This window comes from Streptomyces sp. NPDC107538 (assembly GCF_055657445.1).
This window is the reverse complement of sequence record NZ_JBVKAY010000008.1, coordinates 13635-35895: the sequence shown is the minus strand read 5'-3', so window position 1 is coordinate 35895 and position 22261 is coordinate 13635. Positions and strand designations below refer to the sequence as shown.

Below are 22261 nucleotides of genomic sequence, written 5' to 3'. Positions count from 1 at the left end.
GTCCCCCGATTCGCTTCCCGGAGGGCAGTGGCATGATCGCCACTGCCCTCCGTCACTTGACGCAAGCACCGGCAATGGGTTGCATACGTTCTGTGATCGTGCACCCTGCTCCAACTTCCTGTTCACCCACGTCCGCCGGGACGTCACGTCGGGCGGGGGGCACCGCGCCGTGGACCCGGTGATCATCGTCGGAGCGGGGCCCGTGGGGCTCACGCTCGCCCTCGCGCTGGCGCGCCAGGAGGTGCCGTCCGTGGTCCTCGACGAGGGACCGGGGAAGGACGAGCAGCGGCTCGCCCGGACGGTGGTGCTGAACGAGGACACGGCCGCCCTGCTGGAACAATTGTCCGGCGTCCCCCTCTCCCGGGCCGGCTGCCGCTGGACCGGATGGCGGTCGATGCGGCGCAAGCAGGTGATGCGTCAGGTCAGGTTCGGGGAAGCCGACTTCGACGCGTCGGAGGTCCCGCCCCGAAACGGGGCGAAGGGCACCCAGGGCGGCCCCGAGGACATCGTCGAGGGCTCCGCCGAACTCCCCCCGCTGCACATCGCGCAGCACGTCCTGACCGCCGCGCTGCGTGAGGCCATCGCCGGCGAACGGCTCGTCAAGGTCGCCGTGGAGAGCCGTCTCGACGCGATCGAGCAGGAGAAGTCCGGCGTCACGGCCCACACCCGAGGCCCCAAGAGCACCTGGTGGCGCGGGAGTTACCTGGTGGGCTGCGACGGCCCGCGCTCGACCGTCCGCAAACTCCAGGACATCCGCTTCCCCGGCCGTACGGCGGTGGAACGGCACGCGGTGGCGGCACTCCGCGCCGAACTCCCCTGGCCGGGCGAAGCGTTGCTGCACCGGATGCCGCCGTGGCGCACGGCCGGTCCGTCCGGCGGGGAGATCACCGCGCGCCCCCTCGCCGAGGGCGTCTGGCGCCTGGACTGGCTGCTGCCGCCGGGCAAGGACCTCGTCACGCCCGAACTCCTCGTGGCCCGCGTCCGCGAGACCCTCGCCGGCTGGACGGGCGGCTCCACACCGCCTTACGACCTGCTGGACACCGGCGTCCACACCGTGCACCACCGGCTCGCCCGGCGGTGGCGGGTCGGCCGGGTCTTCCTCGCCGGGGACGCCGCGCATCTGCTCGGGGCGCTCGGCACCCAGGGGCTCGACGAGGGCCTGCGGGACGCCGACAACCTCGCCTGGAAACTGGCCCTGGCCTGGCACCACGGCCCGCACGAGGCCCTGCTCGACAGCTACCAGGCGGAGCGGCGCGCGGTCGTCGCCACCCGGTTGCGCGCCGCCGACCAGGTACTGCCCCTGCTGCGCGGCGGCAAGGGCCTGCGCGCGTACGTCCCCGGCTCGTCCCGGGGCCACGACGCGCTGCTCGCCGACGGCCATCTGGGGCGCGGGGCACTGGGCGCGCCGGGGGCGTACGCCGACTCCCCGCTGATGCCTCCGCGCGCCGCCGCGGAGACTCCGATCGCCACTCTGCCGGGCTTCCAGGTCGTGGATGTGGAGGTGACCGCGGAGGACGGCACCTTCGTACCGCTGCGGGACCGGCTCGGGCGCGGGGCGCTGCTGGTGGTACTGATCGCGCCGGGTACCGGGGTGTGGGAGCGCAAGCACTGGATGAGCGCCGGGCTGATGCCGCGCCTCGCCGCCGCCGTCGCCGCGCTGCCGCACCCGGCCGAACTGCTGGTCGCGGAGGCCTACCCTGGCGCGGGCGCCCACACCGTCCTGCTCGTCCGCCCCGACGGCTACCTCGTCACCGCCCTGAGCGGCGTACGCCCCGCCGACCTGTACACGGCGGCGGCAGCGACGCTGGGCGGTGTGGAGCAGCCGTCGGAGACGACCGGTGCGGCCACGGGTTCCCGCTGAGCACCTGCGCCTGGCCCGGAGACCGTCACCGTGTCCACATAGTGACGGTCAGTTGACCGCTCCGCGCTGTCATGGTCTACTCCGGACCGTGACCGACACCTCTACGCGCCTGTGGCGGAGGGTCCATATGGACCTCGTCCGCTATGCGGGCTGCGTGTGTCGTCCGTCCTGCTGACTTCGCCTCCCTCTTCTTCCGCGCGCGCCGCCTCCGTGCCGCCGCGCGCTCCCGAGCGAACGCACTTCAGGACGGTACCCGTGTCTGTGTCCCCCGTTGTTCCCCCCGCCTCCGCGCCGGCCGTCTCCGGCCCCACGCAGGCGGAACTGCTCGACTTCGCGCGTCGCACCGCCGCCGACGCCGAGCTGATCGCCTCGCTCCCGCTCGACCCCGAGGGCCGTACCTGGGTACGGCTCGAAGGCCCCGGCGGCAGCGAGGCCTGGCTCATCGGCTGGCCGCCCGGGACCGGGACCGGCTGGCACGACCACGCCGACTCGGTGGGCGCCTTCGTCACCGCCGCCGGCGAACTCAAGGAGTACTCGCTCGCCGCCCGTCTGCCCACCGACGGCTGGCAGACCCTCGAACTCACCGAAGGCGTCGACCGCGAACGGCAGTTGTCCGCCGGCAGGGGCCGCTCCTTCGGACGCCACCATGTGCACGAGGTGCTCAACGAGTCCACCGAGGAGCACGCGATCTCCGTCCACGCCTACTACCCGCCCCTCCCCCGCATCCGCCGCTACAGCCGCACGGGCCAGGTACTGCGCCTGGAACACGTCGAGCGCCCGTCCGACTGGCAGTGATCCGGGGCCGCCGGCCCACGTGCCACGTCGCCGGTGTGCGTTCCCGCACCGCTGCCGCTCAGTACCCGTCGTCCTCCAGCCCCTCCGTGTCCTCCCCCTCCTCCTCCAGCGCCTGCCGGACCACTCGGAGGGCCATGCCCTCGGGGTAGCCCTTGCGGGCGAGCATGCTGGCGAGCCGGCGGAGGCGCTTGTCCCGGTCGAGGCCCCGGGTGGAGCGCAGCTTGCGGGCGACCAGCTCGCGCGCCGTGCTCTCCTCCTGCTCGGAGTCGAGCTGGGAGACGGCCTCGTCGATCAGTGTCGAGTCGACGCCCTTGGTGCGCAGCTCCCGGGCGAGGGCCCGCCGAGCCAGGCCCCGGCCGTGGTGCCGGGACTCCACCCAGGCGTCCGCGAACGCGCCGTCGTTGATCAGTCCGACCTCCTCGAACCGCGACAGCACCTCGTCCGCCACGTCCTCGGGGATCTCGCGCTTGCGCAGGGCGTCCGCGAGTTGCTTGCGGGTGCGCGGGGTCCCGGTGAGCAGGCGCAGACAGATCGCGCGCGCCCGCTCAGCCGGGTCCCCTGAGGACTCGCCTGTCTCGGCCCTCGACGAGACAGACGAACCCCCGTCCTGCGGCCCCCCGTCGTCCGGGCCGTCGCCCGACTCCCCGAAGCCACGCCCCCTGCCGCCCCGGCCACGGCGTCCGCCACGCGTCCCACCGTCACCGCCCGTGCCGCGCGAGGCACCGCCCCCACGCCACCGGCCGCCGCCGGCCGAGCCCACACCGGAACGCGAGCCGTCCTCCCGCCGCCCGGCACCCCCGTCATCGCCGTACGATTCGCCGCCGTAGGGCCCGTCTCCGGACGGACCGCCGTACGCGCCTTCCCCGTACGGCCCGCCGTCGTAGGGCCCCGCACCGGTGCGGGGCCCGCCCGTGCCGTACGACGGCGTCTCGTCGCCGTACGGTCCGAACCCGTACCCGTCCGCCGCGGATCCCCCGGCGTCCCCGCCGGTACCCCCGCGCCCCCGGCTCCCGGGGGCACTGGGGTATGCGTGCTCGCCCCAGTCCGTTCTGCGTGTCACGGACTAGCTCTTCGCCGCCGCGGCCTTGGTCTTGGGGGCCTTGGCAGCCGGGGCGGGCACCGTCTTCGCGGCGTCGTCCGCGGCCGGGGCCGAGACCGACGCGTCCGCACCCGGCTCGGCGGTGGGCTCCGCGGGCCGCACGCCGACGCCCAGCTTCTCCTTGATCTTCTTCTCGATCTCGTTGGCGAGATCGGGGTTGTCCTTCAGGAAGTTACGGGCGTTCTCCTTGCCCTGGCCGAGCTGGTCGCCCTCGTACGTGTACCAGGCGCCGGCCTTGCGGACGAAGCCGTGCTCCACGCCCATGTCGATCAGACCGCCCTCGCGGCTGATGCCCTGGCCGTAGAGGATGTCGAACTCGGCCTGCTTGAACGGCGGCGCGACCTTGTTCTTGACGACCTTGCAGCGGGTGCGGTTGCCGACCGCATCCGTGCCGTCCTTCAGGGTCTCGATACGGCGGATGTCGATGCGCACGGAGGCGTAGAACTTCAGCGCGCGGCCACCGGTCGTGGTCTCCGGGGAGCCGAACATCACGCCGATCTTCTCGCGGAGCTGGTTGATGAAGATCGCGGTGGTCTTGGACTGGTTGAGCGCGCTGGTGATCTTCCGCAGTGCCTGGCTCATCAGACGGGCCTGCAGACCCACGTGGCTGTCGCCCATCTCGCCCTCGATCTCCGCACGCGGGACGAGCGCGGCGACGGAGTCGATGACGATCAGGTCGAGGGCACCGGAGCGGACCAGCATGTCCACGATCTCCAGGGCCTGCTCGCCGTTGTCCGGCTGCGACAGGATCAGGTTGTCGATGTCGACACCGAGCTTCTTCGCGTACTCGGGGTCGAGGGCGTGCTCGGCGTCCACGAAGGCCACCTGGCCGCCGGCCTTCTGGGCGTTCGCCACCGCGTGCAGGGTCAGGGTCGTCTTGCCGGAGGACTCCGGGCCGTACACCTCCACCACTCGGCCGCGCGGCAGACCGCCGACACCGAGGGCGACGTCGAGGGCGGTCGACCCGGTGGGGATGACCTCGATGGGCTCGTTCGGCCGCTCGCCCAGGCGCATCACCGCGCCCTTGCCGAACTGCCGTTCAATCTGTGCGAGCGCGGCGTCGAGCGCCTTCTCGCGGTCGGTTCCTGCCATGGGTTCCACCCGGTTTGCTTGAGTCGATCGCTTCACGTGAAAGACGCTAGCGCCTGCCACTGACAATGGGCCCCGACGCCCGCCCGGCCTGTGGATAACTCGGGCACTTCTCCACGAAAACCCTGCCGAAATCCTGTCGGACTCCGGCCGAGGGCCTCACCAGAGCCTCCATAAGAATGGATGTTCGATTTTAGTGTCAAGCGACACCACGGGACATCCGAAGGACTTCCACGACCGGGTCCCCACAGGCCCCACGGTCCATGCCGGGCGGCACAAGCTCGCCCGCGGCCATGCGCTACCGGGCGCCGTCCTCGGGCCCGGCGCCGTTCTCCGGGTCCGGTCCGCCCGCGGGCCCGGCGCCGTTCTCGGGGTCCGGGCCGCCCGCGGGCCCGGCGCCGTTCTCGGGGTCCGGGCCGTCCTCGGCCTCCCCCTCCCGCCGCCGGTCGCGCGTCTGCTCCAGCCGCCCCCGCACCCGGGCGAGGAGGTTGCCCGTGCCGCGTCTGCGGTGCCCGTGCACCCGGGGGTCGTCCGTGACGTCGTACCGCTTCACGTACGCCCCGAGGAAGGCCTGCAGCGTGGCGATGGCGGGGATGGCGATGAGCGCCCCCACGGCGCCGAGGAGCGCGGTGCCCGCGATGACCGACCCGAAGGCGACGGCCGGGTGGATGTCCACGGTCTTGGCGGTCAGCTTGGGCTGCAGCACATAGTTCTCGAACTGCTGGTAGATGACCACGAAGACCAGGACCCACAGCGCGTACCACGGGTTCACGGTGAAGGCGATCAGCATCGGCAGGGCACCCGCCAGGTAGGTGCCGATCGTGGGGATGAACTGCGAGACCAGACCGACCCACACCGCCAGCGCGGGCGCGTAGGGCACGTCGAGGTACTCCAGCAGGACGTAGTGCGCGACACCGGAGATCAGCGCCATCAGACCGCGGGAGTACAGATAGCCGCCGGTCTTGTCGACGGCGATCTCCCACGCCCGCAGCACCTCGGCCTGCTTGGCCGGCGGCAGCACGGAGCACAGCGCCCGCCGCAGCCGCGGCCCGTCGGCGGCGAAGTAGAACGAGAATAGCGCGATCGTCAGCAGCTGGAACAGGCCGCCCAGCACCTGCGCGGAGACGTCGAGGACGCCCGTGGCGCTGTTCTGCACGTACTTCTGCAGCCAGTCGGAGCGCAGCAGCCCCTCCTGGATGTCGACCCGCTTCAGTTCCGTGTGGAAGCTCGAGTTGATCCAGCTGATGACGGAGTCGAGGTACGCCGGGAAGTCCTCGACCATCTTGATGATCTGGCCGGCGAGCATCGAACCGAGCAGGGTGACGAACCCGGCGGCCCCGATCAACGTGATCAGGAAGACCAGGAAGGTGGCGAAGCCCCTGCGCAGCCCCTTCGAGGCCATCCAGCTCACGGCGGGCTCGATCGCGAGCGCCAGGAAGAACGCGATGAGGATGTTGACCAGCAACCCGATGAGCTGGTGGAACGCCCAGCTGCCCAGCTGGAACACGGCGACGAGGGAGAGCGCGAGCACCATCGCGCGCGGCAGCCAGCGAGGCATGCGGCCGTTCGGCACGGCGCCGGGCCCCATGCCGGCCGGGGGGCCGGTGGGCGGTGTCGTGCCGGTCGGGGACGCCGGGTGGTCGAACCGCTCGGTCTCGTCTCTGGGGGCCACGGACCAAGTCTCGCCCACGCCACCGACAATCAGTCACCGCCCCCGGATCTTCCGCTCCAACTACCGGCGTCCACGCGGTGAAGTCCGCGCGTTTTCAGCGGTTCTCGGCCGGTACGCCCATGGCCGTGCACACCACGCGCCAGACGTCCTTGGCCTCCCAGCCGGCGTCCAGCGCCTGGTGCACCGTGCGCTCGCCGAGGCCGGACATCACATGATCGCGCGCGAAGGTGTCGGCGTACCCCTCACCGAAGTGATCCGCCATCCGCTGCCAGAAGACCGTCAACCGCATGAGTCCAGTATCCCGCCCCAGGGGGTGGGCCTGGCCGGGACGGCTTTCCGATACCGCTTTCCGCCCTACGGTCGAACCATGGCCGAAACCGGAGCATCCCCACTCCCCTCGTCGTCCGCGGCGCACACCCCGCTGGCGCGCGCCGAACAGTTCGTCTGGCTGACCGCGCGCGTGCTGGAGCAGCGCCGCTTCGCGTACCACTTCCTGGACGGGAGCGCCGACGCGGTGGAGACCGCGCTGGCCGCCTACCGCAACACCGACGAGGGGTACGGCCACGCGCTCGAACCCGATCTGCGCGGGCCCGTGAGCCAGCCGCTGCACACCGGGCACGCGCTGCGCGTCCTGGACTCGATCGGGCGCTGCGGCGGACAGCGGGTGGAGCGTGTGTGCCGCTATCTGACCTCGGTGTCGACCCCGGACGGCGCCCTCCCGGCGGTGCATCCGGGCCAACGCGGCTACCCGGCGGCCCCGTTCGTGCCGATCGTCGACGACCCGCCCAGCGATCTGCTGGCCACCGGGCCCGTGGTGGGCCTGCTGCACCGCAACCAGGTGTGGCACGCGTGGCTGTTCCGGGCCACCGACTTCTGCTGGCAGGCCGTCGAGTCCCTGGAGAAGTCGCACCCCTACGAGATCCATGCGGCCGTGGCGTTCCTGGAGTCCGTGCCCGACCGCCCACGCGCGCAGGTGGCCGCCGACCGGCTCGGCCGCCTGGTGCGCGAACACCGGCTCGCCACACTCGACCCGGAGCGGCCGAACGACTACCCGGTGTCCGACGGTTACGCGCCGGGCGAGCACCACTACCCGCACGACTTCGCGCACACCCCCGAGTCCCTCGCGCGCGCGTGGTTCACCGACGAGGAGATGTCCCGCTCCCTCGACTTCCTGGCGGCCGAACAGACGGAGGACGGCGGCTGGCCGATCCGCTGGCGCCAGTGGGCGCCAAGCACCGCCATGGAGAGCCGCCCGATCGTGACGATCGAGGCACTGCGGACGCTCCGGGCGTACGGCCGACCGATCGGCTGAGGCCCGAGCGCCCCGCGCGCGTGCGGTACCGGCGATACGGCGGGGCACACGCGCGTGCCCGTACGAACACGGGTCCGCGCGCGGAGCACGACAACCACTTCGGACATCAGCCCGTCAACGCCCGCACCCCCGCCGTGACCGCCACCGCCGCGGCCACAACGACCAGGAAGGGCGCACGCAGGAACAACGCCACGCCGGCTGCGGCGAGCCCCGCCGCCCTCGCGTCCAGCACCAGGTCGTGCCCGGCGAACGTCTGCTGGGCCGTGAGGGCGGCGAGCAGAGCCACGGGCAGCAGGGCGGCGAGCCGCCGCACGAGCGGGCGTTCGAGGACGCCCTGCGGGACCAACAGACCGATCAGCTTGACGGCGTAGCAGCCGACGGCGGTGACCCCGATCGCGACCCAGACGTTCACCGCCCCTCCTCGCTCTCTCCGGCCTGTCCTGCCTGTCCGGGCTGTTCGGCCTCTCCGGTCGCCGTACCGCGGCGCCCCTCCGCCCAGAGGACCACCGGGGCGGCCACCGCGGAGACGAGTACCGGGACGCCGGCGGGCAGCACGGGCAGCAGTCCGAGCCCCAGGACGACGGCGATGCCCGCCACGGCCCGCTCCGCGGTGGTCCGCAGCATCGGCGCGAGGAGCGCGAGGAAGACGGCGGGCCCCGCCGCGTCGAGCCCCCAGGCGTCGGTGTCGCCGATTGCCTCGGCCCCGAGCGCGCCGAGCAACGTGGTGAGGTTCCACAGCACGTAGAGGCTGAGGCCGGTCACGGTGAAGCCGAGGCGGGCGGCACGACGGGTGGGCTGGGCGAGGGCGACGGCCGTGGTCTCGTCGATGACCCACTGGGCGGCGAACGGCCGCACCGCGCGCGGGAGGGCCAGCACCTGGGAGAGACGCAGCCCGTAGAACGCGTTGCGCACGCCCAGGAAGAAGGCCCCGGCCGCCGCCGTGAACGGGTTGCCGCCGGCGGCGAGCGCACCCACCAGGGCGAACTGGGACGCCCCGGTGAACACCAGCAGGCTCAGCGCGCAGGTCTGCAGCAGACTGAGCCCGCCGCCGGCCGAGGTCACCCCGAAGGCGAACCCGGACAGTCCGACCGCCACCCCGACCCCCAGGGCGTCCCGGACGACGGCTCCGTCGGTTTTCGTACCGCCGCCGTCATGTCTCTCCGCTGTCTCCACGAGACCTGTCTGTTCAGTCACCACGCCCTGGACGGTACGAGGACCCGCCCTCATGGGTCTTGGACGTTCTTGCGCTCCCGTACGCCGTCCTCACCACCCCCGCGCGCCGCCTCCGCGCCGGCCCACGTCCCCCTCGCCCTCGCTCACGCCTGCGAGCCCGTCGCCGTGGCCACCCATACGTTCCCGCTGGTACGCGCCCGGAGGCACGCCCACGATCCGGCTGAAGTGACGGTTGAGATGCGGCTGGTCCGTGAAGCCGACGGCGACGGCGGCTTCGGCGGGAGCCGTGCCCGTGTCGAGCAGACCCCGGGCCCGGCGGACCCGGGCGTCGGTCAGCCAGGTGTGCGGCGGCATGCCGTAGGCCGTGCGGAAGGCCCGCAGCAGGGCGAAGGGGCTGGTGCCGAGGTCGGCGGCGAGCCGCTCCAGGGTCGGCGGGTCGGCCATCCGCTCTTCGAGCACGGCACGCGCGCGTGCCGCGACGGGGGCGCCGGCCGTGCGGACGGCACGCTGGGGCAGCGGGCCGCCGTTCAGGCGCAGCAGACGGGTCACGGCGACCCGCAGGAGCGTGTCCGCGGCCAGCGCGTTGCCCTCGTCGACGGCCCGCAGCACCTGATGGACGAGGCCCGCCGCGTACGGATCCTCCAGTACGGGGCTCACGAAGCCGGGGGTGCCACGGATGGTGGTGGTCTCGGCGGCGATCTCGGCCACCACGTCCGGCGAGGGGTAGACGGCGCCGTACCGCCAGCCCTCCGGTACGCCGGCCCGGCCGGTGTGCGGGGTGTCGGGGTTGACCAGGGCCAGTGCGCCCGGGCCCGCGTACTGATCGGCGCCGCCGTGGTGGAACACCTCGACGCCGTCGGCGATGGCCGCGATCACGAAGCTCTCGTGGGTGTGCCGCACGAACTTCTTCTCCACGTAGCTCGCCCGCAGCAGATCCACCCCGGGCAGCTCCGCGTACCGCCAGTGCCTCGCCCGCTCCGCCGAACCCGTCATACCTCCATTCTCCGTCCGTCTCCCGTCTCTCCGTCCGCCTCTCCGTCCACCGACGAGCGCCCGACCCCACGGAGCCGTTTCCCCAGGTCCGGGCCGTTGTCAGTGGTCGGGTGCAGGATGGGGGCATGGTCAGCTCCGCAGATCGAGCCCTCGACGGCTTCTCCCCCGCGACCCGCGGCTGGTTCACGGGGGCCTTCTCCGCGCCCACCGCGGCCCAGGCCGGGGCGTGGCGGGCGATCGGCGAGGGCTCGGACGTGCTGGTGGTCGCCCCGACCGGCTCCGGCAAGACGCTGGCCGCGTTCCTCGCCGCGCTGGACCAGCTGACGTCGACCCCACCCCCGGCCGACCCGAGGAAGCGCTGCCGGGTGCTGTACGTGTCACCGCTGAAGGCGCTCGCGGTGGACGTGGAGCGCAACCTGCGCAGTCCGCTGACCGGTATCCGCCAGGAATCCGTGCGCCTGGGGCTGCCCGAGCCCGAGGTGAAGGTGGGCATCCGCTCCGGGGACACCCCGGCCGCGGAGCGCCGCGCCCTGGCCACCCGGCCGCCGGACATCCTGATCACCACTCCCGAGTCGCTGTTCCTGATGCTGACGTCGGCCACGCGTGACGCGCTCACGGGCGTGGAGACGGTGATCCTGGACGAGGTCCACGCCGTCGCGGGCACCAAGCGCGGCGCCCACCTCGCCCTGTCCCTGGAGCGGCTCGACGAGCTGCTGCCGAGGCCCGCCCGCCGTATCGGCCTGTCCGCCACCGTGCGCCCCGTGGACGAGGTGGCGCGTTATCTCTCCCCGCGCCGCCGGGTGGAGATCGTCCAGCCCCCGTCCGGCAAGGAGTTCGACCTCTCCGTCGTCGTCCCGGTGGAGGACCTGGGCGAGCTGGGCGGCTCCCCGGCCACCGACGGCAACGAGGGCGCGGAGCGGCCGTCGATCTGGCCGCATGTCGAGGAGCGGATCGCCGACCTCGTCCAGGCCCACCGCTCCACGATCGTCTTCGCCAACTCCCGCCGCCTCGCGGAGCGCCTGTGCAACCGGCTCAACGAGATCGCGTACGAGCGGGCCACCGGTGTGCCGCTGGACGAACACCACGCCCCGGCGGAGTTGATGGGCGGTTCGGGCGCGGCCCAGGGGGCGCCCCCGGTCCTCGCGCGCGCCCACCACGGTTCGGTCTCCAAGGAGCAGCGCGCCCTGGTCGAGGAGGACCTGAAGGCGGGCCGGCTGCCGGCCGTGGTCGCCACCTCCAGTCTCGAACTGGGCATCGACATGGGCGCGGTGGACCTCGTCGTCCAGGTGGAGTCACCGCCCTCGGTCGCCTCCGGTCTGCAGCGCGTGGGCCGCGCGGGACACCAGGTGGGCGCGGTCTCCACGGGCGTGGTCTTCCCCAAGTACCGCGGCGACCTGGTCCAGTCGGCCGTGGTCACCGAGCGGATGCGCAGCGGTTCCATCGAGTCCCTGCGGATCCCGGGCAACCCCCTGGACGTCCTGGCGCAGCAGATCGTCGCGATGACCTCGATGGACACCTGGCAGTTCGACGACCTCCTCGCCGCCGTGCGGCGCGCCGCGCCCTTCGCCGCGCTGCCCGAGTCCGCGTTCACGGCCGTCCTCGACATGCTCGCGGGCCGCTATCCGTCCGACGCCTTCGCGGAGCTGCGCCCGCGCGTGGTGTGGGACCGCGTCGCCGGCACGATCACCGGCCGGCCGGGCGCCCAACGCCTCGCGGTCACCTCCGGGGGCACGATCCCGGACCGCGGACTCTTCGGCGTCTTCCTCGCGGGCTCCGACCCCAAGAAGGGCGGCGGCCGGGTCGGCGAGCTGGACGAGGAGATGGTGTACGAGTCCCGGATCGGTGATGTCTTCACCCTGGGCACCAGCTCCTGGCGCATCGAGGACATCACCCGCGACCGGGTGCTGGTCTCCCCGGCGCCGGGTGTCCCGGGCCGTCTGCCGTTCTGGAAGGGCGACCAGCTCGGCCGCCCGCTCGAACTGGGCCGCGCGCTCGGCGCGTTCCTGCGCGAGGTGGGCGCCCTGTCCCAGGAGGACGCCCGGCTGCGTCTGCTGGCCGCCGGCCTCGACGCCTGGGCCGCGGACAACGTCCTCTCCTACCTGGCCGAACAGCGCGAGGCCTGCGGCCATGTCCCCGACGACCGCACGATCGTCGTCGAACGCTTCCGCGACGAGCTGGGCGACTGGCGGATCGTCGTCCACTCCCCCTTCGGCGCCCAGGTCCACGCCCCCTGGGCCCTCGCCCTCGGTGCGAAGCTCTCCGAGCGGTACGGCATGGAGGCCCAGGTCATGCACGCCGACGACGGCATCGTGCTGCGCCTGCCCGACGCCGACCTGATGGGCCTGGACCTCCTCGACATGGAGCCCATGAAGGCGGGCACGGAGTACGACGCCGAGCAGGCCCCGGTCGGCGCGGCGGACGTCGCCTTCGACAAGGGCGAGGTCGACCAGATCGTCACCGACCAGGTGGGCGGCTCGGCGCTGTTCGCATCCCGCTTCCGCGAGTGCGCCGCCCGTGCGCTCCTGCTCCCCCGCCGCAACCCCGGCAAGCGGACCCCCCTGTGGCAGCAGCGCCAGCGCGCGGCCCAACTCCTCCAGGTAGCCAGCGAGTTCGGCTCCTTCCCGATCGTCCTGGAGGCGGTCCGCGAATGCCTCCAGGACGTCTTCGACGTCCCGGGCCTCACCGAGCTGATGGGCGACATCGAGTCCCGCAAGGTCCGCCTCGTCGAGGTCACCACCCCCGAGCCCTCCCCCTTCGCCCGCTCCCTCCTCTTCGGCTACGTCGCCCAGTTCCTGTACGAGGGCGACTCCCCGCTCGCCGAGCGCCGCGCCGCCGCCCTGTCGCTGGACTCCCGGCTGCTGGCCGAGCTGCTGGGCCAGGCGGAGCTGCGGGAGCTGCTCGACGCCGAGGTGCTGACCGAGCTGGAGCGGGAGCTGCGGTGGCTCACCGAGGACCGCCGGGTCAAGGACGCCGAAGGTGTGGCGGACCTGCTCCGGCTCCTCGGTCCCCTCACGGACGCCGAGTTGACCGAACGCGGCGCCGAGCCGCAGTGGGCGCGGGACCTGGCCGGGACCCGCCGCGCCATCCGGGTCCGGATCGCCGGCACCGACCACTGGGCGGCGATCGAGGACGCGGGCCGCCTGCGCGACGCTCTCGGCACCGCCCTGCCCGTCGGTGTCCCGGAGGCCTTCACCGAGCCGGTCAAGGACCCGCTCGGCGACCTCCTCGCCCGGTACGCCCGCACGCACGGCCCGTTCACCTCGGCCACGGCCGCCGCCCGCTTCGGCCTCGGCGTGGCCGTCACCGACGGCGCCCTCCACCGCCTGGCGGCGAACGGCCGTGTCGTCCAGGGCGAGTTCCACCCGGCGGGCATCGGCCAGGAGTGGTGCGACGCGGCCGTGCTGCGCCGACTGCGCCGCCGTTCCCTGGCGGCGCTGCGGCATGAGCTGGAGCCGGTGCCGCCCGCCGCGCTCGCGCAGTTCCTGCCGCAGTGGCAGCACGTCGGCGGCGGTCACGGACTGCGCGGCATCGACGGCCTGGTCCGCGCGATCGAACAGCTGCAAGGAGCCTCGGTCCCCGCCTCCGCCCTGGAGAAGCTGGTCCTCCCCTCCCGGGTCGCCCACTACCACCCGGCGATGCTCGACGAACTCACCGCGGCCGGCGAGGTCGTCTGGGCCGGCGCCGGCGCCCTCCCCGGCAAGGACGGCTGGGTCTCCCTGTACCTGGCGGACACGGCCCCGCTCCTCCTCCCACCCCCGCACCCTCTGGAACTGACGGCGCTGCACGAGTCGGTCCTGAGCACCCTCTCCGGCGGCTACGGCCTCTTCTTCCGCCAGATCGCCGACCAGGTCCGCGCGACCACCCACCCCGACGCCACCGATCCCCAACTGGCCGACGCCATCTGGGACCTGGCCTGGTCCGGCAGGCTCACCAACGACACCCTCACCCCCCTGCGCTCCCTCCTCGGCTCGGGCCGCACCGCGGGCTCCACCGCCCACCGCGCCAAACGCACGATCCCGCGCGGCCGGTACGGCTCCCTGACCGCCGCCGCGCGCCCCCAGTCCCGTACGGGCCCGCCCACGGTCGCCGGCCGCTGGTCCCTGCTGCCCGCCCACGAGTCCGACCCCACCGTCCGCGCCCACGCCCGGGCCCGCGCCCTCCTCGACCGCCACGGGGTGGTGACCCGTGGCGCGGTGGGCGCCGAGGGGGTCGAGGGCGGCTTCTCCGCGGTCTACCGCGTGCTGTCCGTCTTCGAGGAGAGCGGCCAGGCCCGCCGCGGCTATGTCGTCGAGGGCCTGGGCGCGGCCCAGTTCGCGATGGACGGCGCCGTGGACCGCCTCCGCGCGGTGTCCACCGCCCGCGACCGCGACGAGCCCCTGCCGGGCCCCACCCCGAACGGCTTCACGGACGGTCCCGACACGCCCAGGTCCCCCTGGGACGCCTCCCCCGACCACGCCGCCTCCGCCCACCCCACCCGCCCCGCTCCCTCCCCCCGAGCCGTGGTCCTGGCCGCAGCCGACCCCGCGAACGCCTACGGGGCCGCCCTCCCCTGGCCCGATCCGCCCACCGAGGCCGGGCACAAACCGGGCCGCAAGGCGGGCTCCCTCGTCGTGCTGGTCGACGGTGAGCTGACGCTCTACATGGAGCGCGGCGGCAAGACCCTGCTGGCCTGGCCCGCCGACCCGGACGCCCGCCCCATGGACGACCCCCGCCTCCGCCCCGCCGCCGAAGCCCTCTCCGCGGCGGCCCGGGCAGGCTCCCTCGGCACGGTCACAGTCGAACGCGTGAACGGCACCTCGGCCCTCACCGCCCCCCACGGCCCCCTCCTGGAAGCAGCGGGCTTCATCGCGACCCCACGCGGCCTCCGCATCCGAGCCTGAGCCCACCCGCACCCGCACCCGCCAAGCCACCAGCACCCCCGAGCCCCTAGGCGCCCGGCCCGCACAACGTGCCACCCTTGACCCATGCCCGAAGGCGACACCGTCTGGCAGACGGCGAGGCGACTGCACACCGCCCTCGCCGGCAAGATTCTGTCCCGCTCCGACCTCCGCGTCCCGAAGTACGCCACGGCCGACCTCACCGGCCGTACCGTCCTGGACGTCACCCCCCGCGGCAAACACCTCCTCACCCGTATCGAGGGCGGCCTGACCCTCCACTCCCATCTGCGGATGGACGGCTCCTGGAAGGTGTACGGCAACGACGAGCGCTGGCGCGGCGGCCCGGCACACCAGATCCGCGCGATCCTGGGCACCGCCGACCGCACGGCCGTCGGCTACCGCCTCCCGGTACTCGAACTGATCCGCACCACCGACGAACACCGGGCCGTCGGCCACCTCGGCCCCGATCTGCTCGGCCCGGACTGGGATCCCGACCGAGCCCTCACCAACCTCCTGAGCGACCCCGCGCGCCCCCTCGGCGAAGCCCTGCTCGACCAGCGCAATCTCGCCGGCATCGGCAACGTCTACAAGAGCGAACTCTGCTTCCTGCTCCGGGTCACCCCCTGGCTCCCCGTCAGCGCCCTCCCCGAGGACATCGCCGCCCGCCTGCCCGCCCTAGCCAAGAAGCTCCTCGAAGCCAACCGCGACCGCCCGATCCGCAGCACGACGGGCCTCCGCAGGCACGACCTGTTCGTCTACGGCCGAGCACACCGGCCCTGCCTGCGCTGCCACACCCCCGTCCGCTCCGCCGACCAGGGCGACGGCTCCCGCGAACGCCCCACCTACTGGTGCCCCACCTGCCAGCCGGGCCCCGCGCCGGCCCCCGGAACCGCCGGAACACCCCGCTCGAGCCCCCGAGTTCAACGCCGCACACCCAATTGACGGATCGTCAGAAACGCTCGTACCGTCGTCTCATGCCCCTCCCGGCGTACGACCTCACCGGCCGCACCGCGTTCGTCACCGGCGCCGGCAGCGGTATCGGCCGCGCGTCGGCCGTCCTGCTCGCCGAGGCGGGCGCGACGGTGCACTGCGCGGACCGCGACGCGCGGGGCCTGCACGAGACGGCGACCCTGATCAATGCCGGCAACGGCACTGCGCACACCCACCACCTCGACGTCACCGACCGGGCCCAGCTCACACGGGCGGTGGCCGCCTGCGAACAGCTGCACGTGATGGCGGCCATCGCCGGGATCATGCACAGCAGCCCGGTCCTGGAGACCCGCGACGAGGATCTCGAACGGGTGTGGAACGTCAACTTCAAGGGCGTGCTCCACGCCTGCCAGGAGGCGGCCCGCCGGATGATCGCGGACGAGACGCCCGGCAGCATCGTCACCATGGCCTCCGGCGCCGTCGACACCGGCGGTCCGGGCCTGCTCTGCTACGGCGTGACCAAGGCGGCGGTGGTCCAGCTGACGAAGACCCTGGCCACCGAGGTCGGCCCGCACGGCATCCGGGTCAACGCCGTGGCCCCGGGCTGGATCCGCACCCCCATGACCGACCGCCACGACGACGTGGCACAGGCGCGCACGGAGTCCCTCATGGCCCGGCTGTCACCGCTGAGCCGGGTCGGCGAGCCGGACGACATCGCCCACGCGGTGCTGCACCTCGCCTGCGACGCCTCGGCGTTCACGACGGGCCAGATCCTCCGCCCGAACGGCGGGGTGGCCATGCCCTGGTGACCGCGGCCCCCACCGCGCCCCCAAGAACAGGACCACCCCCCGCGCCCCCTGACGCGCCCCCCTGCCGTCCCGGCGCCCGCCGCTTCGGCACGCAGTGGACAGGCAGGAGGCTGAGCCCCCACCCCCCTGCCGCGACCGCCCCCTCCACCGCGCCGGCGTCCGGCACCAGCGCGAGTCGCAGCACACCCCACCACCACAGCGCACCGAGCCCCAGAGCCGCCCCCCAGCGAACTATTCGCATGGCCGCCACCTCCAAGGCCTCCGGGCCCCCAGAACGACGCTAGACGGCCCCCGTCACGGCCGGAGAGGGCGCACCACCGGCACAGGGACGCACGACACCCTCACAGGGACCGCGCCCCCGGGGCACCCGATGCGCCCCTCAGCCACTCACCGCCGTCCACACGCCCCCACCGGTCACCAGCGCCGCACTACCCGTTCTCCGCCTGGAACATCCAATGATGCTTCTCGAGGTCCGCCGTGATCTGGATGAAGATGTCCTGGCTCACCGGATCCGCCTCCGCGGTGCTCTCCACCCGCGTCCGCATCCGGGTGATCACCGCCCCCAGCGCCTCCACCAGCGTCCCCACCGCGTCCACGTCCTTGACCCAGCCGTCGGGAATCCTGCCGATGCCGCTGCTCCCGGCCACCGTCCCGGCCCGCCCGTCCGGCGAGACGCCGAGGGTGGAGGCCCGTTCGGCGACCGTGTCGGAGTGCAGTCGGGCGCTGTCCACGACCTCGTCGAGCTGGAGATGAATCGAACGGAAGCGCGGCCCGACCACATTCCAGTGGATCTGCTTGGCCGCGAGGGAGAGGTCGACGAGATCGACCAGGGCCCCTTGCAGCGCCTCGGAAACGGTCTTGAGATCAGCCTCGGACAACGGGCTCTTCACCACGTACATCAGCACGCTCCGGCTTCTTGAGACGTCCGTACGACCTCCGTACGACCCGCGTACGACGTGGTACGACGTGCGTACGACCACCTGACCACCATGACCGCACGCCGACACCCCGGCAAACGGGAGCCCCGGGCAGCACAAGAGCCCCGGCCGGCACCCCCAGGTCTCCCTGGAGGCCCCGACCGGGGCTCCCGCTTCGCTGCTTCTTCTAGCTGTCGCGGCAGGTCACGCCGCGACGACGTCCACCGCTTCGGCGGGCGCCTTGATCGTGACCCGCTCCGGTGGCACACCGGCCACCGAGACGGAGTTGAGCATCGGTCGACGCACTGGTGCTGGCACCGGCTCGGTGGCAGCTGCGGACTGGGCCAGCTCGGCAAGGGCGAGCTCGTCGCTCACTTCCCGCATGAGCTCGGACATCCGTACGTCCAGCGCGTCGCAAATGGCGGAGAGCAGCTCGGAGGAAGCCTCCTTCTGCCCCCGCTCCACCTCGGAGAGATAGCCGAGTGAGACTCGGGCGGACGAGGAGACTTCGCGCAGAGTACGGCCCTGGCGCTGGCGCTGCCGACGCAGCACGTCACCCAGCAGGCGACGGAGCAGAATCATCGGTGGCTCCCTCCTCGGACCGCGTAGCCGCATCCTTCACGCCCCACCGTACCGCCTTGCGCTGCGGCCGTGCGGGGAGCGCTGTTGTGTTCACTCAGGGCTGCAAACATCAAGTCCCCCCGTTCTGTTCCGTATCCTGTGCCCGCTCATTCCCGGTCTGTTCGCCCGCAAGCTCCTGAAGAAGCAGTGCGAGTACGCTCCGTACACTCTCCATACGGATTTCCGTCCGGGAGCCGTTCAACCGCAACGACAACACTTTCCCGCCACCCGATACGCCGGAATCGGCTGCGGACGGCCCGGCGACGGCGACATGGACGGTGCCGACGGGCCGGCCGTCCTGGGGTTCCGGGCCCGCGACACCGGTGGTCGAAATTCCCCAGTCGGCGCCGAGCGCCTTGCGGACGCCGTCCGCCATCTGGGCCGCGACCTGCGGATCCACCGCTCCGCGCTGGTCCAGGAGGGTGGCGTCGACATCGAGCAACTGGTGCTTGAGATGCGTGGCGTACGCGGTGACGGAGCCCCGGAAGACCTTGGAGGCGCCGGGGGTCGCGGTGATCTCGGCCGCGACCAGACCGCCGGTCAGCGACTCGGCGACGGCGAGCGTCTCGCCCCTCACCGTCAGTAGTCGCAGCACGTCGGCGGCCGTGGAACTCAACGCTCCGCTCCCTCCGCCGCAGCTTCGCGCTCGGCGGTTCCGCGTCGGCGCAGCACAATGGCCTGTCTCACATAGTCGATTCCGGTGACGACGGTCAGCACGACCGCCGCGGCCATCACCCACCACCTCAGAGTGGCCAGGGGCCCCTCCAGTGCCAGGACGTACATCCCGACGGCGATGCCCTGGGTCAGGGTCTTCAGCTTGCCGCCGCGGCTCGCGGGGATGACTCCGTACCGGATGACGATGAAACGCAGGAGCGTGATCCCGAGTTCCCGGCCGAGGATGACTCCGGTCACCCACCACGGCAGATCACCGAGGTAGGAGAGGCAGATCAGCGCGGCACCCATGATCGCCTTGTCGGCTATCGGGTCGGCGATCTTCCCGAAGTCGGTGACGAGGTCGTAGGTCCGGGCCAGATGGCCGTCGAAGACATCGGTGATCATGGCGACGGCGAAGGCGGCCCAGGCCCAGGCCCGCCAGACCGGGTCGTATCCGCCGTCCATGAGCATCAGCACCACGAAGCCGGGGACGAGGACCAGGCGGACCATGGTCAGGATGTTGGCGATGTTCCAGAGGCTGGCCTGGTCGACGGCGACGGCTCCCAGCTTCCCGCCTCGCACGGGCCGCGCCTCCCCGGCAGCGCTGGGGGCGGCGGCGCTCGGGGCGCCGGTGACGCCGGAGGCGCTCGTCGCGCCCTTGGCGCCGGAGGTGCCGCCCGCCGCGGATGCCGGGACTCCCGTCATCTGGCCGCCTCCTCAGTACACGCGAGGGAGCCGAGCGAGCCCGGGAGCACCTCGGCCACCAGGTCGACGCCTTCCGTGCCGACCACCTTCGCCTCGACCATAAGGCCGACGCTCAAGTCCGCGCCGCTCGTGAACAGCACCTGCCCGTCTGTCTCGGGCGCCTGGTGCGCACCGCGGCCGTACGCGCCCTCATCGCCATCGACCGACTCGACCAGCACCCGCACGGTCTGCCCCACGCGCTCCTCCGCGCGCTGCGAGACCAGCTCCTCCGCCAGCCGCGAGACCCGCGCGAGCCGCTCGGCGACGACGTCCTCGGGCAGCTTGTTCTCGTACGTCGCCGCCTCGGTGCCCTCCTCGTCGGAGTACCCGAAGACGCCGATGGCGTCCAGTCTCGCGCCGGTCAGGAAGCGCTCCAGCTCCGCGAGGTCGTCCTCGGTCTCGCCGGGGAATCCCACGATGAAGTTGGACCGCACACCGGCCTCGGGGGCCTTGCCGCGGATGGTGTCGAGCAGTTCCAGGAAGCGGTCGGTGTCACCGAAGCGGCGCATCGAGCGCAGGACGGCCGGGGCGGAGTGCTGGAAGGAGAGGTCGAAGTAGGGCGCGACCTTGGGGGTGGAGGTGAGCACGTCGATGAGGCCGGGCCGCATCTCGGCGGGCTGGAGGTAGCTGACGCGCACCCGCTCGATGCCGTCGACCTCCGCCAGCTCCGGCAGCAGGGACTCCAGCAGCCGGATGTCGCCCAGGTCCTTGCCGTACGAGGTGTTGTTCTCGGAGACGAGCATGACCTCCTTGACGCCCTGCTCGGCCAGCCAGCGGGTCTCGTTCAGCACGTCCGAGGGGCGGCGCGAGATGAAGGAGCCGCGGAAGGAGGGGATGGCGCAGAACGAGCAGCGGCGGTCGCAGCCGGAGGCGAGCTTCACGGAGGCCACGGGTGAGCCGTCCAGCCGGCGGCGCAGCGGCGAACGCGGACCGGAAGCCGGAGCGAGGCCTTCCGGAAGGTCGACGGGGGCGTGCCCCGGAAGCGCGACCTCGGCCGCCGACTCCTGGCGCTGGGCCGGGCTGATCGGCAGCAGCTTGCGCCGGTCGCGCGGGGTGTGCGAGGCGTGGATGCCGCCGTTCAGGATGGTCTGTAGGCGGTCGGAGATGTCGGCGTAGTCGTCGAAGCCGAGCACGCCGTCGGCCTCGGGCAGCGCCTCGGCCAGCTCCTTGCCGTACCGCTCGGCCATGCAGCCGACCGCGACGACGGCCTGGGTTCTGCCGTGACCCTTGAGGTCGTTGGCCTCCAGGAGGGCGTCGACGGAGTCCTTCTTGGCGGCTTCGACGAAGCCACAGGTGTTGACGACCGCGACGTCCGCTTCCTCGGCGTCCTCGACGAGCTCCCAGCCGTCCGCCTCCAAGCGGCCTGCGAGCTCCTCCGAGTCCACCTCGTTACGGGCGCAGCCAAGAGTGACGAGTGCGACGGTACGGCGTTCAGGCATGGGCTCAAGACTACTTCGTCCCACTGACAGCCCACGTCGACGGGGTTGGCCGATCTTGGCCAACCCCGTACCCGCGTTTCCCTTTGCATCGTCTGTACGTCCGCGGCCCGGGCGTCCAGAGCGACGTACCGAAGGCTCAGCCGACCTCCGGGTCGCCCTTCGTGTACGTCAGGCGTTCGACCTGGCCGGGCTGGAAGTCGTCCTTGATCTTCTTGCCGTTGACGTAGAGCTGGACAGCCCCGGCGTCGCCGAGGACGAGGTCGATCTTGGATCCGTCCTGGAAGGTCTTGGACTCGCCCTGCTTGAGCAGGCCGTCCCACAGCAGCCGGCCGTTGTGGTCCTTGGCGGAGATCCAGCTGCGGCCGTCGGAGGCGCTGACCTGCACGGTCACCTTGTCGCGGGGCGCGGCAGCGATGGCGCTGTCGGTCGGGTCGGGCTTGGGGTCGGCGTCGGGCTTGTCGGCCTTGGGCGTGGGCGAGGCGGACTTGCCGGCGGTCGGGGTGGAGCCTTCGGCGACCTGGGTGGTGTCGCCGTCGTCACCGCTGTCGAACGCGGTGAAGCCGACGAAGCCGATCACCGCGACGATCGCGGCGACCATGGCGGCGGTCCAGTTGGGACCGCGCCGCTCGGGTCGGATCCGTTCCGCCTCGAACAGCGGGGCCGCCGGTGTCGGGGCGGGCCGTCCGCCATGCGTCTCGGCGAACTGTTCGAGCAGCGGGGCGGGGTCGATGCGCACCGCGCGCGCGAGGCTGCGGATGTGACCGCGCGCGTAGACGTCGCCGCCGCAGGGGTCGAAGTCGTCCTGCTCGATCGCGTGCACGATGGCGATGCGGACCCGGGTGGCATTGCTGACGTCGTCGACGGTCAGCCCGGCCGCGATGCGGGCCTGCTGGAGGGCACGGCCGATCGAGGGGCGTTCCGCCGAGCGTTCGTCACGGTCGTCTTCGAACGGACGCTCGTCTTCGGGGAAGTTGCCGTCAGGGGAGTTGCCGATGGACACGGGGGCGCCTTTCGAGCGTGTAGCCACCTGTGCTGGAAGTTCAGTCTAGGGGGGGTACGAAAGGGTGGGGCAACCGGGCGGTGGGACTTTGTACGCCATCAGAATGGCCGGACATCCTGCTGGTGGTGAGGGTGGGGCACGGAGCTGTCCCCTCGTCCAACTTGACGTACGACGAAGGGAAACGGTTGCTCACCATTTCCTTACGGGTGAGTCACGTTCGAATACCCGGATGCCGTAATTGCATCCGCGTTCCGCCCGTCGGACAACCGGTTTTCC

At 72.4% G+C, this 22261-nt stretch carries 21 protein-coding genes; 7 read left to right on the top strand and 14 right to left on the bottom strand.

All coding sequences use genetic code 11. From position 1 onward, the window contains the following. Positions 1 to 169: 169 nt before the first annotated feature. From ACZ7MG_RS27240 to ACZ7MG_RS27230, 3 genes are all read left to right on the top strand, one after another. Complete coding sequence (locus ACZ7MG_RS27240; protein WP_471384895.1) at positions 170 to 1861, top strand: FAD-dependent monooxygenase; 1692 nt, start codon at positions 170 to 172, stop codon at positions 1859 to 1861. A 127-nt stretch (positions 1862 to 1988) separates the two neighbouring features. Further along, positions 1989 to 2036: a hypothetical protein gene (locus ACZ7MG_RS27235; protein ID WP_309506048.1), complete on the top strand. Its 48-nt coding sequence runs from the start codon at positions 1989 to 1991 to the stop codon at positions 2034 to 2036. A gap of 80 nt (positions 2037 to 2116) precedes the next feature. Continuing rightward, positions 2117 to 2656 (top strand): cupin domain-containing protein, encoded by a 540-nt coding sequence (locus ACZ7MG_RS27230; protein WP_471384897.1) that lies wholly within the window; start codon positions 2117 to 2119, stop codon positions 2654 to 2656. Positions 2657 to 2714: 58 nt separating this feature from the next. Here ACZ7MG_RS27230 and recX read toward each other — a convergent pair whose 3' ends face one another. The 4 genes from recX to ACZ7MG_RS27210 all read right to left on the bottom strand — a co-directional run bounded on the left by recX (position 2715) and on the right by ACZ7MG_RS27210 (position 6805). Continuing rightward, complete coding sequence (recX, locus tag ACZ7MG_RS27225; RefSeq protein ID WP_471384899.1) at positions 2715 to 3716, bottom strand: recombination regulator RecX; 1002 nt, start codon at positions 3714 to 3716, stop codon at positions 2715 to 2717. 3 nt (positions 3717 to 3719) lie between these two features. Then, a complete protein-coding gene (recA, locus tag ACZ7MG_RS27220; RefSeq protein WP_471384901.1) occupies positions 3720 to 4847 on the bottom strand; it encodes a recombinase RecA in 1128 nt (375 codons plus the stop codon). Positions 4848 to 5142: 295 nt separating this feature from the next. Then, a complete protein-coding gene (locus tag ACZ7MG_RS27215; protein ID WP_471384971.1) occupies positions 5143 to 6402 on the bottom strand; it encodes an AI-2E family transporter in 1260 nt (419 codons plus the stop codon). A 208-nt stretch (positions 6403 to 6610) separates the two neighbouring features. Further along, positions 6611 to 6805: a DUF3046 domain-containing protein gene (locus ACZ7MG_RS27210; protein ID WP_471384903.1), complete on the bottom strand. Its 195-nt coding sequence runs from the start codon at positions 6803 to 6805 to the stop codon at positions 6611 to 6613. 78 nt (positions 6806 to 6883) lie between these two features. Between ACZ7MG_RS27210 and ACZ7MG_RS27205 the strand changes: the two genes are divergently transcribed. Continuing rightward, positions 6884 to 7828, top strand: coding sequence for a hypothetical protein (locus ACZ7MG_RS27205; RefSeq protein ID WP_471384905.1), 945 nt, complete (start codon positions 6884 to 6886; stop codon positions 7826 to 7828). Between the two features lie 106 nt (positions 7829 to 7934). On the opposite strand, the gene ACZ7MG_RS27200 is transcribed toward ACZ7MG_RS27205, so the two are convergent. From ACZ7MG_RS27200 to ACZ7MG_RS27190, 3 genes are all read right to left on the bottom strand, one after another. Further along, positions 7935 to 8240, bottom strand: a complete 306-nt coding sequence (locus tag ACZ7MG_RS27200) for an AzlD domain-containing protein (protein WP_471384907.1) — start codon at positions 8238 to 8240, stop codon at positions 7935 to 7937. Then, complete coding sequence (locus tag ACZ7MG_RS27195; protein WP_471384909.1) at positions 8237 to 9022, bottom strand: AzlC family ABC transporter permease; 786 nt, start codon at positions 9020 to 9022, stop codon at positions 8237 to 8239. The genes ACZ7MG_RS27200 and ACZ7MG_RS27195 overlap by 4 nt, the downstream gene beginning before the upstream one ends. A gap of 69 nt (positions 9023 to 9091) precedes the next feature. After that, positions 9092 to 9994 carry an AraC family transcriptional regulator gene (locus ACZ7MG_RS27190; protein WP_471384911.1) on the bottom strand — a complete coding sequence of 301 codons (903 nt, stop codon included), beginning with the start codon at positions 9992 to 9994 and terminating at the stop codon, positions 9092 to 9094. Between the two features lie 125 nt (positions 9995 to 10119). Between ACZ7MG_RS27190 and ACZ7MG_RS27185 the strand changes: the two genes are divergently transcribed. The 3 genes from ACZ7MG_RS27185 to ACZ7MG_RS27175 all read left to right on the top strand — a co-directional run bounded on the left by ACZ7MG_RS27185 (position 10120) and on the right by ACZ7MG_RS27175 (position 16610). Next, positions 10120 to 14874 (top strand): ATP-dependent helicase, encoded by a 4755-nt coding sequence (locus ACZ7MG_RS27185; protein ID WP_471384913.1) that lies wholly within the window; start codon positions 10120 to 10122, stop codon positions 14872 to 14874. An 84-nt stretch (positions 14875 to 14958) separates the two neighbouring features. Then, entirely contained in the window at positions 14959 to 15813 is an 855-nt protein-coding gene (locus ACZ7MG_RS27180) for an Fpg/Nei family DNA glycosylase (RefSeq protein ID WP_471384915.1), read from the top strand. A gap of 32 nt (positions 15814 to 15845) precedes the next feature. After that, entirely contained in the window at positions 15846 to 16610 is a 765-nt protein-coding gene (locus ACZ7MG_RS27175) for an SDR family NAD(P)-dependent oxidoreductase (protein WP_471384917.1), read from the top strand. On the opposite strand, the gene ACZ7MG_RS27170 is transcribed toward ACZ7MG_RS27175, so the two are convergent. The 7 genes from ACZ7MG_RS27170 to ACZ7MG_RS27140 form a co-directional block, all read right to left on the bottom strand. After that, a complete protein-coding gene (locus ACZ7MG_RS27170; protein ID WP_471384919.1) occupies positions 16558 to 16851 on the bottom strand; it encodes a hypothetical protein in 294 nt (97 codons plus the stop codon). The genes ACZ7MG_RS27175 and ACZ7MG_RS27170 overlap by 53 nt on opposite strands. A 187-nt stretch (positions 16852 to 17038) precedes the next feature. Continuing rightward, positions 17039 to 17509 carry a Dps family protein gene (locus ACZ7MG_RS27165; RefSeq protein WP_471384973.1) on the bottom strand — a complete coding sequence of 157 codons (471 nt, stop codon included), beginning with the start codon at positions 17507 to 17509 and terminating at the stop codon, positions 17039 to 17041. Between the two features lie 222 nt (positions 17510 to 17731). Continuing rightward, positions 17732 to 18109, bottom strand: coding sequence for a helix-turn-helix domain-containing protein (locus ACZ7MG_RS27160; RefSeq protein WP_005481441.1), 378 nt, complete (start codon positions 18107 to 18109; stop codon positions 17732 to 17734). Positions 18110 to 18218: 109 nt separating this feature from the next. Continuing rightward, the gene (locus ACZ7MG_RS27155) at positions 18219 to 18764 is read right to left on the bottom strand and encodes a CinA family protein (RefSeq protein ID WP_471384921.1); all 546 of its coding nucleotides are present in this window, start codon (positions 18762 to 18764) and stop codon (positions 18219 to 18221) included. Next, positions 18761 to 19507 carry a CDP-diacylglycerol--glycerol-3-phosphate 3-phosphatidyltransferase gene (gene pgsA, locus ACZ7MG_RS27150; protein ID WP_471384923.1) on the bottom strand — a complete coding sequence of 249 codons (747 nt, stop codon included), beginning with the start codon at positions 19505 to 19507 and terminating at the stop codon, positions 18761 to 18763. Before pgsA ends, ACZ7MG_RS27155 begins: the two co-directional genes overlap by 4 nt. Continuing rightward, positions 19504 to 20985: a 30S ribosomal protein S12 methylthiotransferase RimO gene (gene rimO, locus ACZ7MG_RS27145; RefSeq protein ID WP_471384925.1), complete on the bottom strand. Its 1482-nt coding sequence runs from the start codon at positions 20983 to 20985 to the stop codon at positions 19504 to 19506. The genes pgsA and rimO overlap by 4 nt, the downstream gene beginning before the upstream one ends. Positions 20986 to 21121: 136 nt before the next feature. Beyond that, on the bottom strand, positions 21122 to 21985 hold the full coding sequence (locus ACZ7MG_RS27140; protein ID WP_471384927.1) for a helix-turn-helix domain-containing protein: 864 nt from the start codon (positions 21983 to 21985) through the stop codon (positions 21122 to 21124). Positions 21986 to 22261: the final 276 nt, after the last annotated feature.

Excerpts from the sequence above, each read along its gene's own strand:
- recA (WP_471384901.1), bottom strand. The coding sequence starts at position 4,847 with ATGGCAGGAACCGACCGCGAGAAGGCGCTCGACGCCGCGCTCGCACAG.
- ACZ7MG_RS27215 (WP_471384971.1), bottom strand. The coding sequence starts at position 6,402 with ATGCCTCGCTGGCTGCCGCGCGCGATGGTGCTCGCGCTCTCCCTCGTC.
- ACZ7MG_RS27210 (WP_471384903.1), bottom strand. The coding sequence starts at position 6,805 with ATGCGGTTGACGGTCTTCTGGCAGCGGATGGCGGATCACTTCGGTGAG.
- ACZ7MG_RS27205 (WP_471384905.1), top strand. The coding sequence starts at position 6,884 with ATGGCCGAAACCGGAGCATCCCCACTCCCCTCGTCGTCCGCGGCGCAC.
- ACZ7MG_RS27190 (WP_471384911.1), bottom strand. The coding sequence starts at position 9,994 with ATGACGGGTTCGGCGGAGCGGGCGAGGCACTGGCGGTACGCGGAGCTG.
- ACZ7MG_RS27185 (WP_471384913.1), top strand. The coding sequence starts at position 10,120 with ATGGTCAGCTCCGCAGATCGAGCCCTCGACGGCTTCTCCCCCGCGACC.
- ACZ7MG_RS27180 (WP_471384915.1), top strand. The coding sequence starts at position 14,959 with ATGCCCGAAGGCGACACCGTCTGGCAGACGGCGAGGCGACTGCACACC.
- ACZ7MG_RS27175 (WP_471384917.1), top strand. The coding sequence starts at position 15,846 with ATGCCCCTCCCGGCGTACGACCTCACCGGCCGCACCGCGTTCGTCACC.
- ACZ7MG_RS27170 (WP_471384919.1), bottom strand. The coding sequence starts at position 16,851 with ATGCGAATAGTTCGCTGGGGGGCGGCTCTGGGGCTCGGTGCGCTGTGG.
- ACZ7MG_RS27165 (WP_471384973.1), bottom strand. The coding sequence starts at position 17,509 with ATGTACGTGGTGAAGAGCCCGTTGTCCGAGGCTGATCTCAAGACCGTT.
- ACZ7MG_RS27160 (WP_005481441.1), bottom strand. The coding sequence starts at position 18,109 with ATGATTCTGCTCCGTCGCCTGCTGGGTGACGTGCTGCGTCGGCAGCGC.
- pgsA (WP_471384923.1), bottom strand. The coding sequence starts at position 19,507 with ATGACGGGAGTCCCGGCATCCGCGGCGGGCGGCACCTCCGGCGCCAAG.
- rimO (WP_471384925.1), bottom strand. The coding sequence starts at position 20,985 with ATGCCTGAACGCCGTACCGTCGCACTCGTCACTCTTGGCTGCGCCCGT.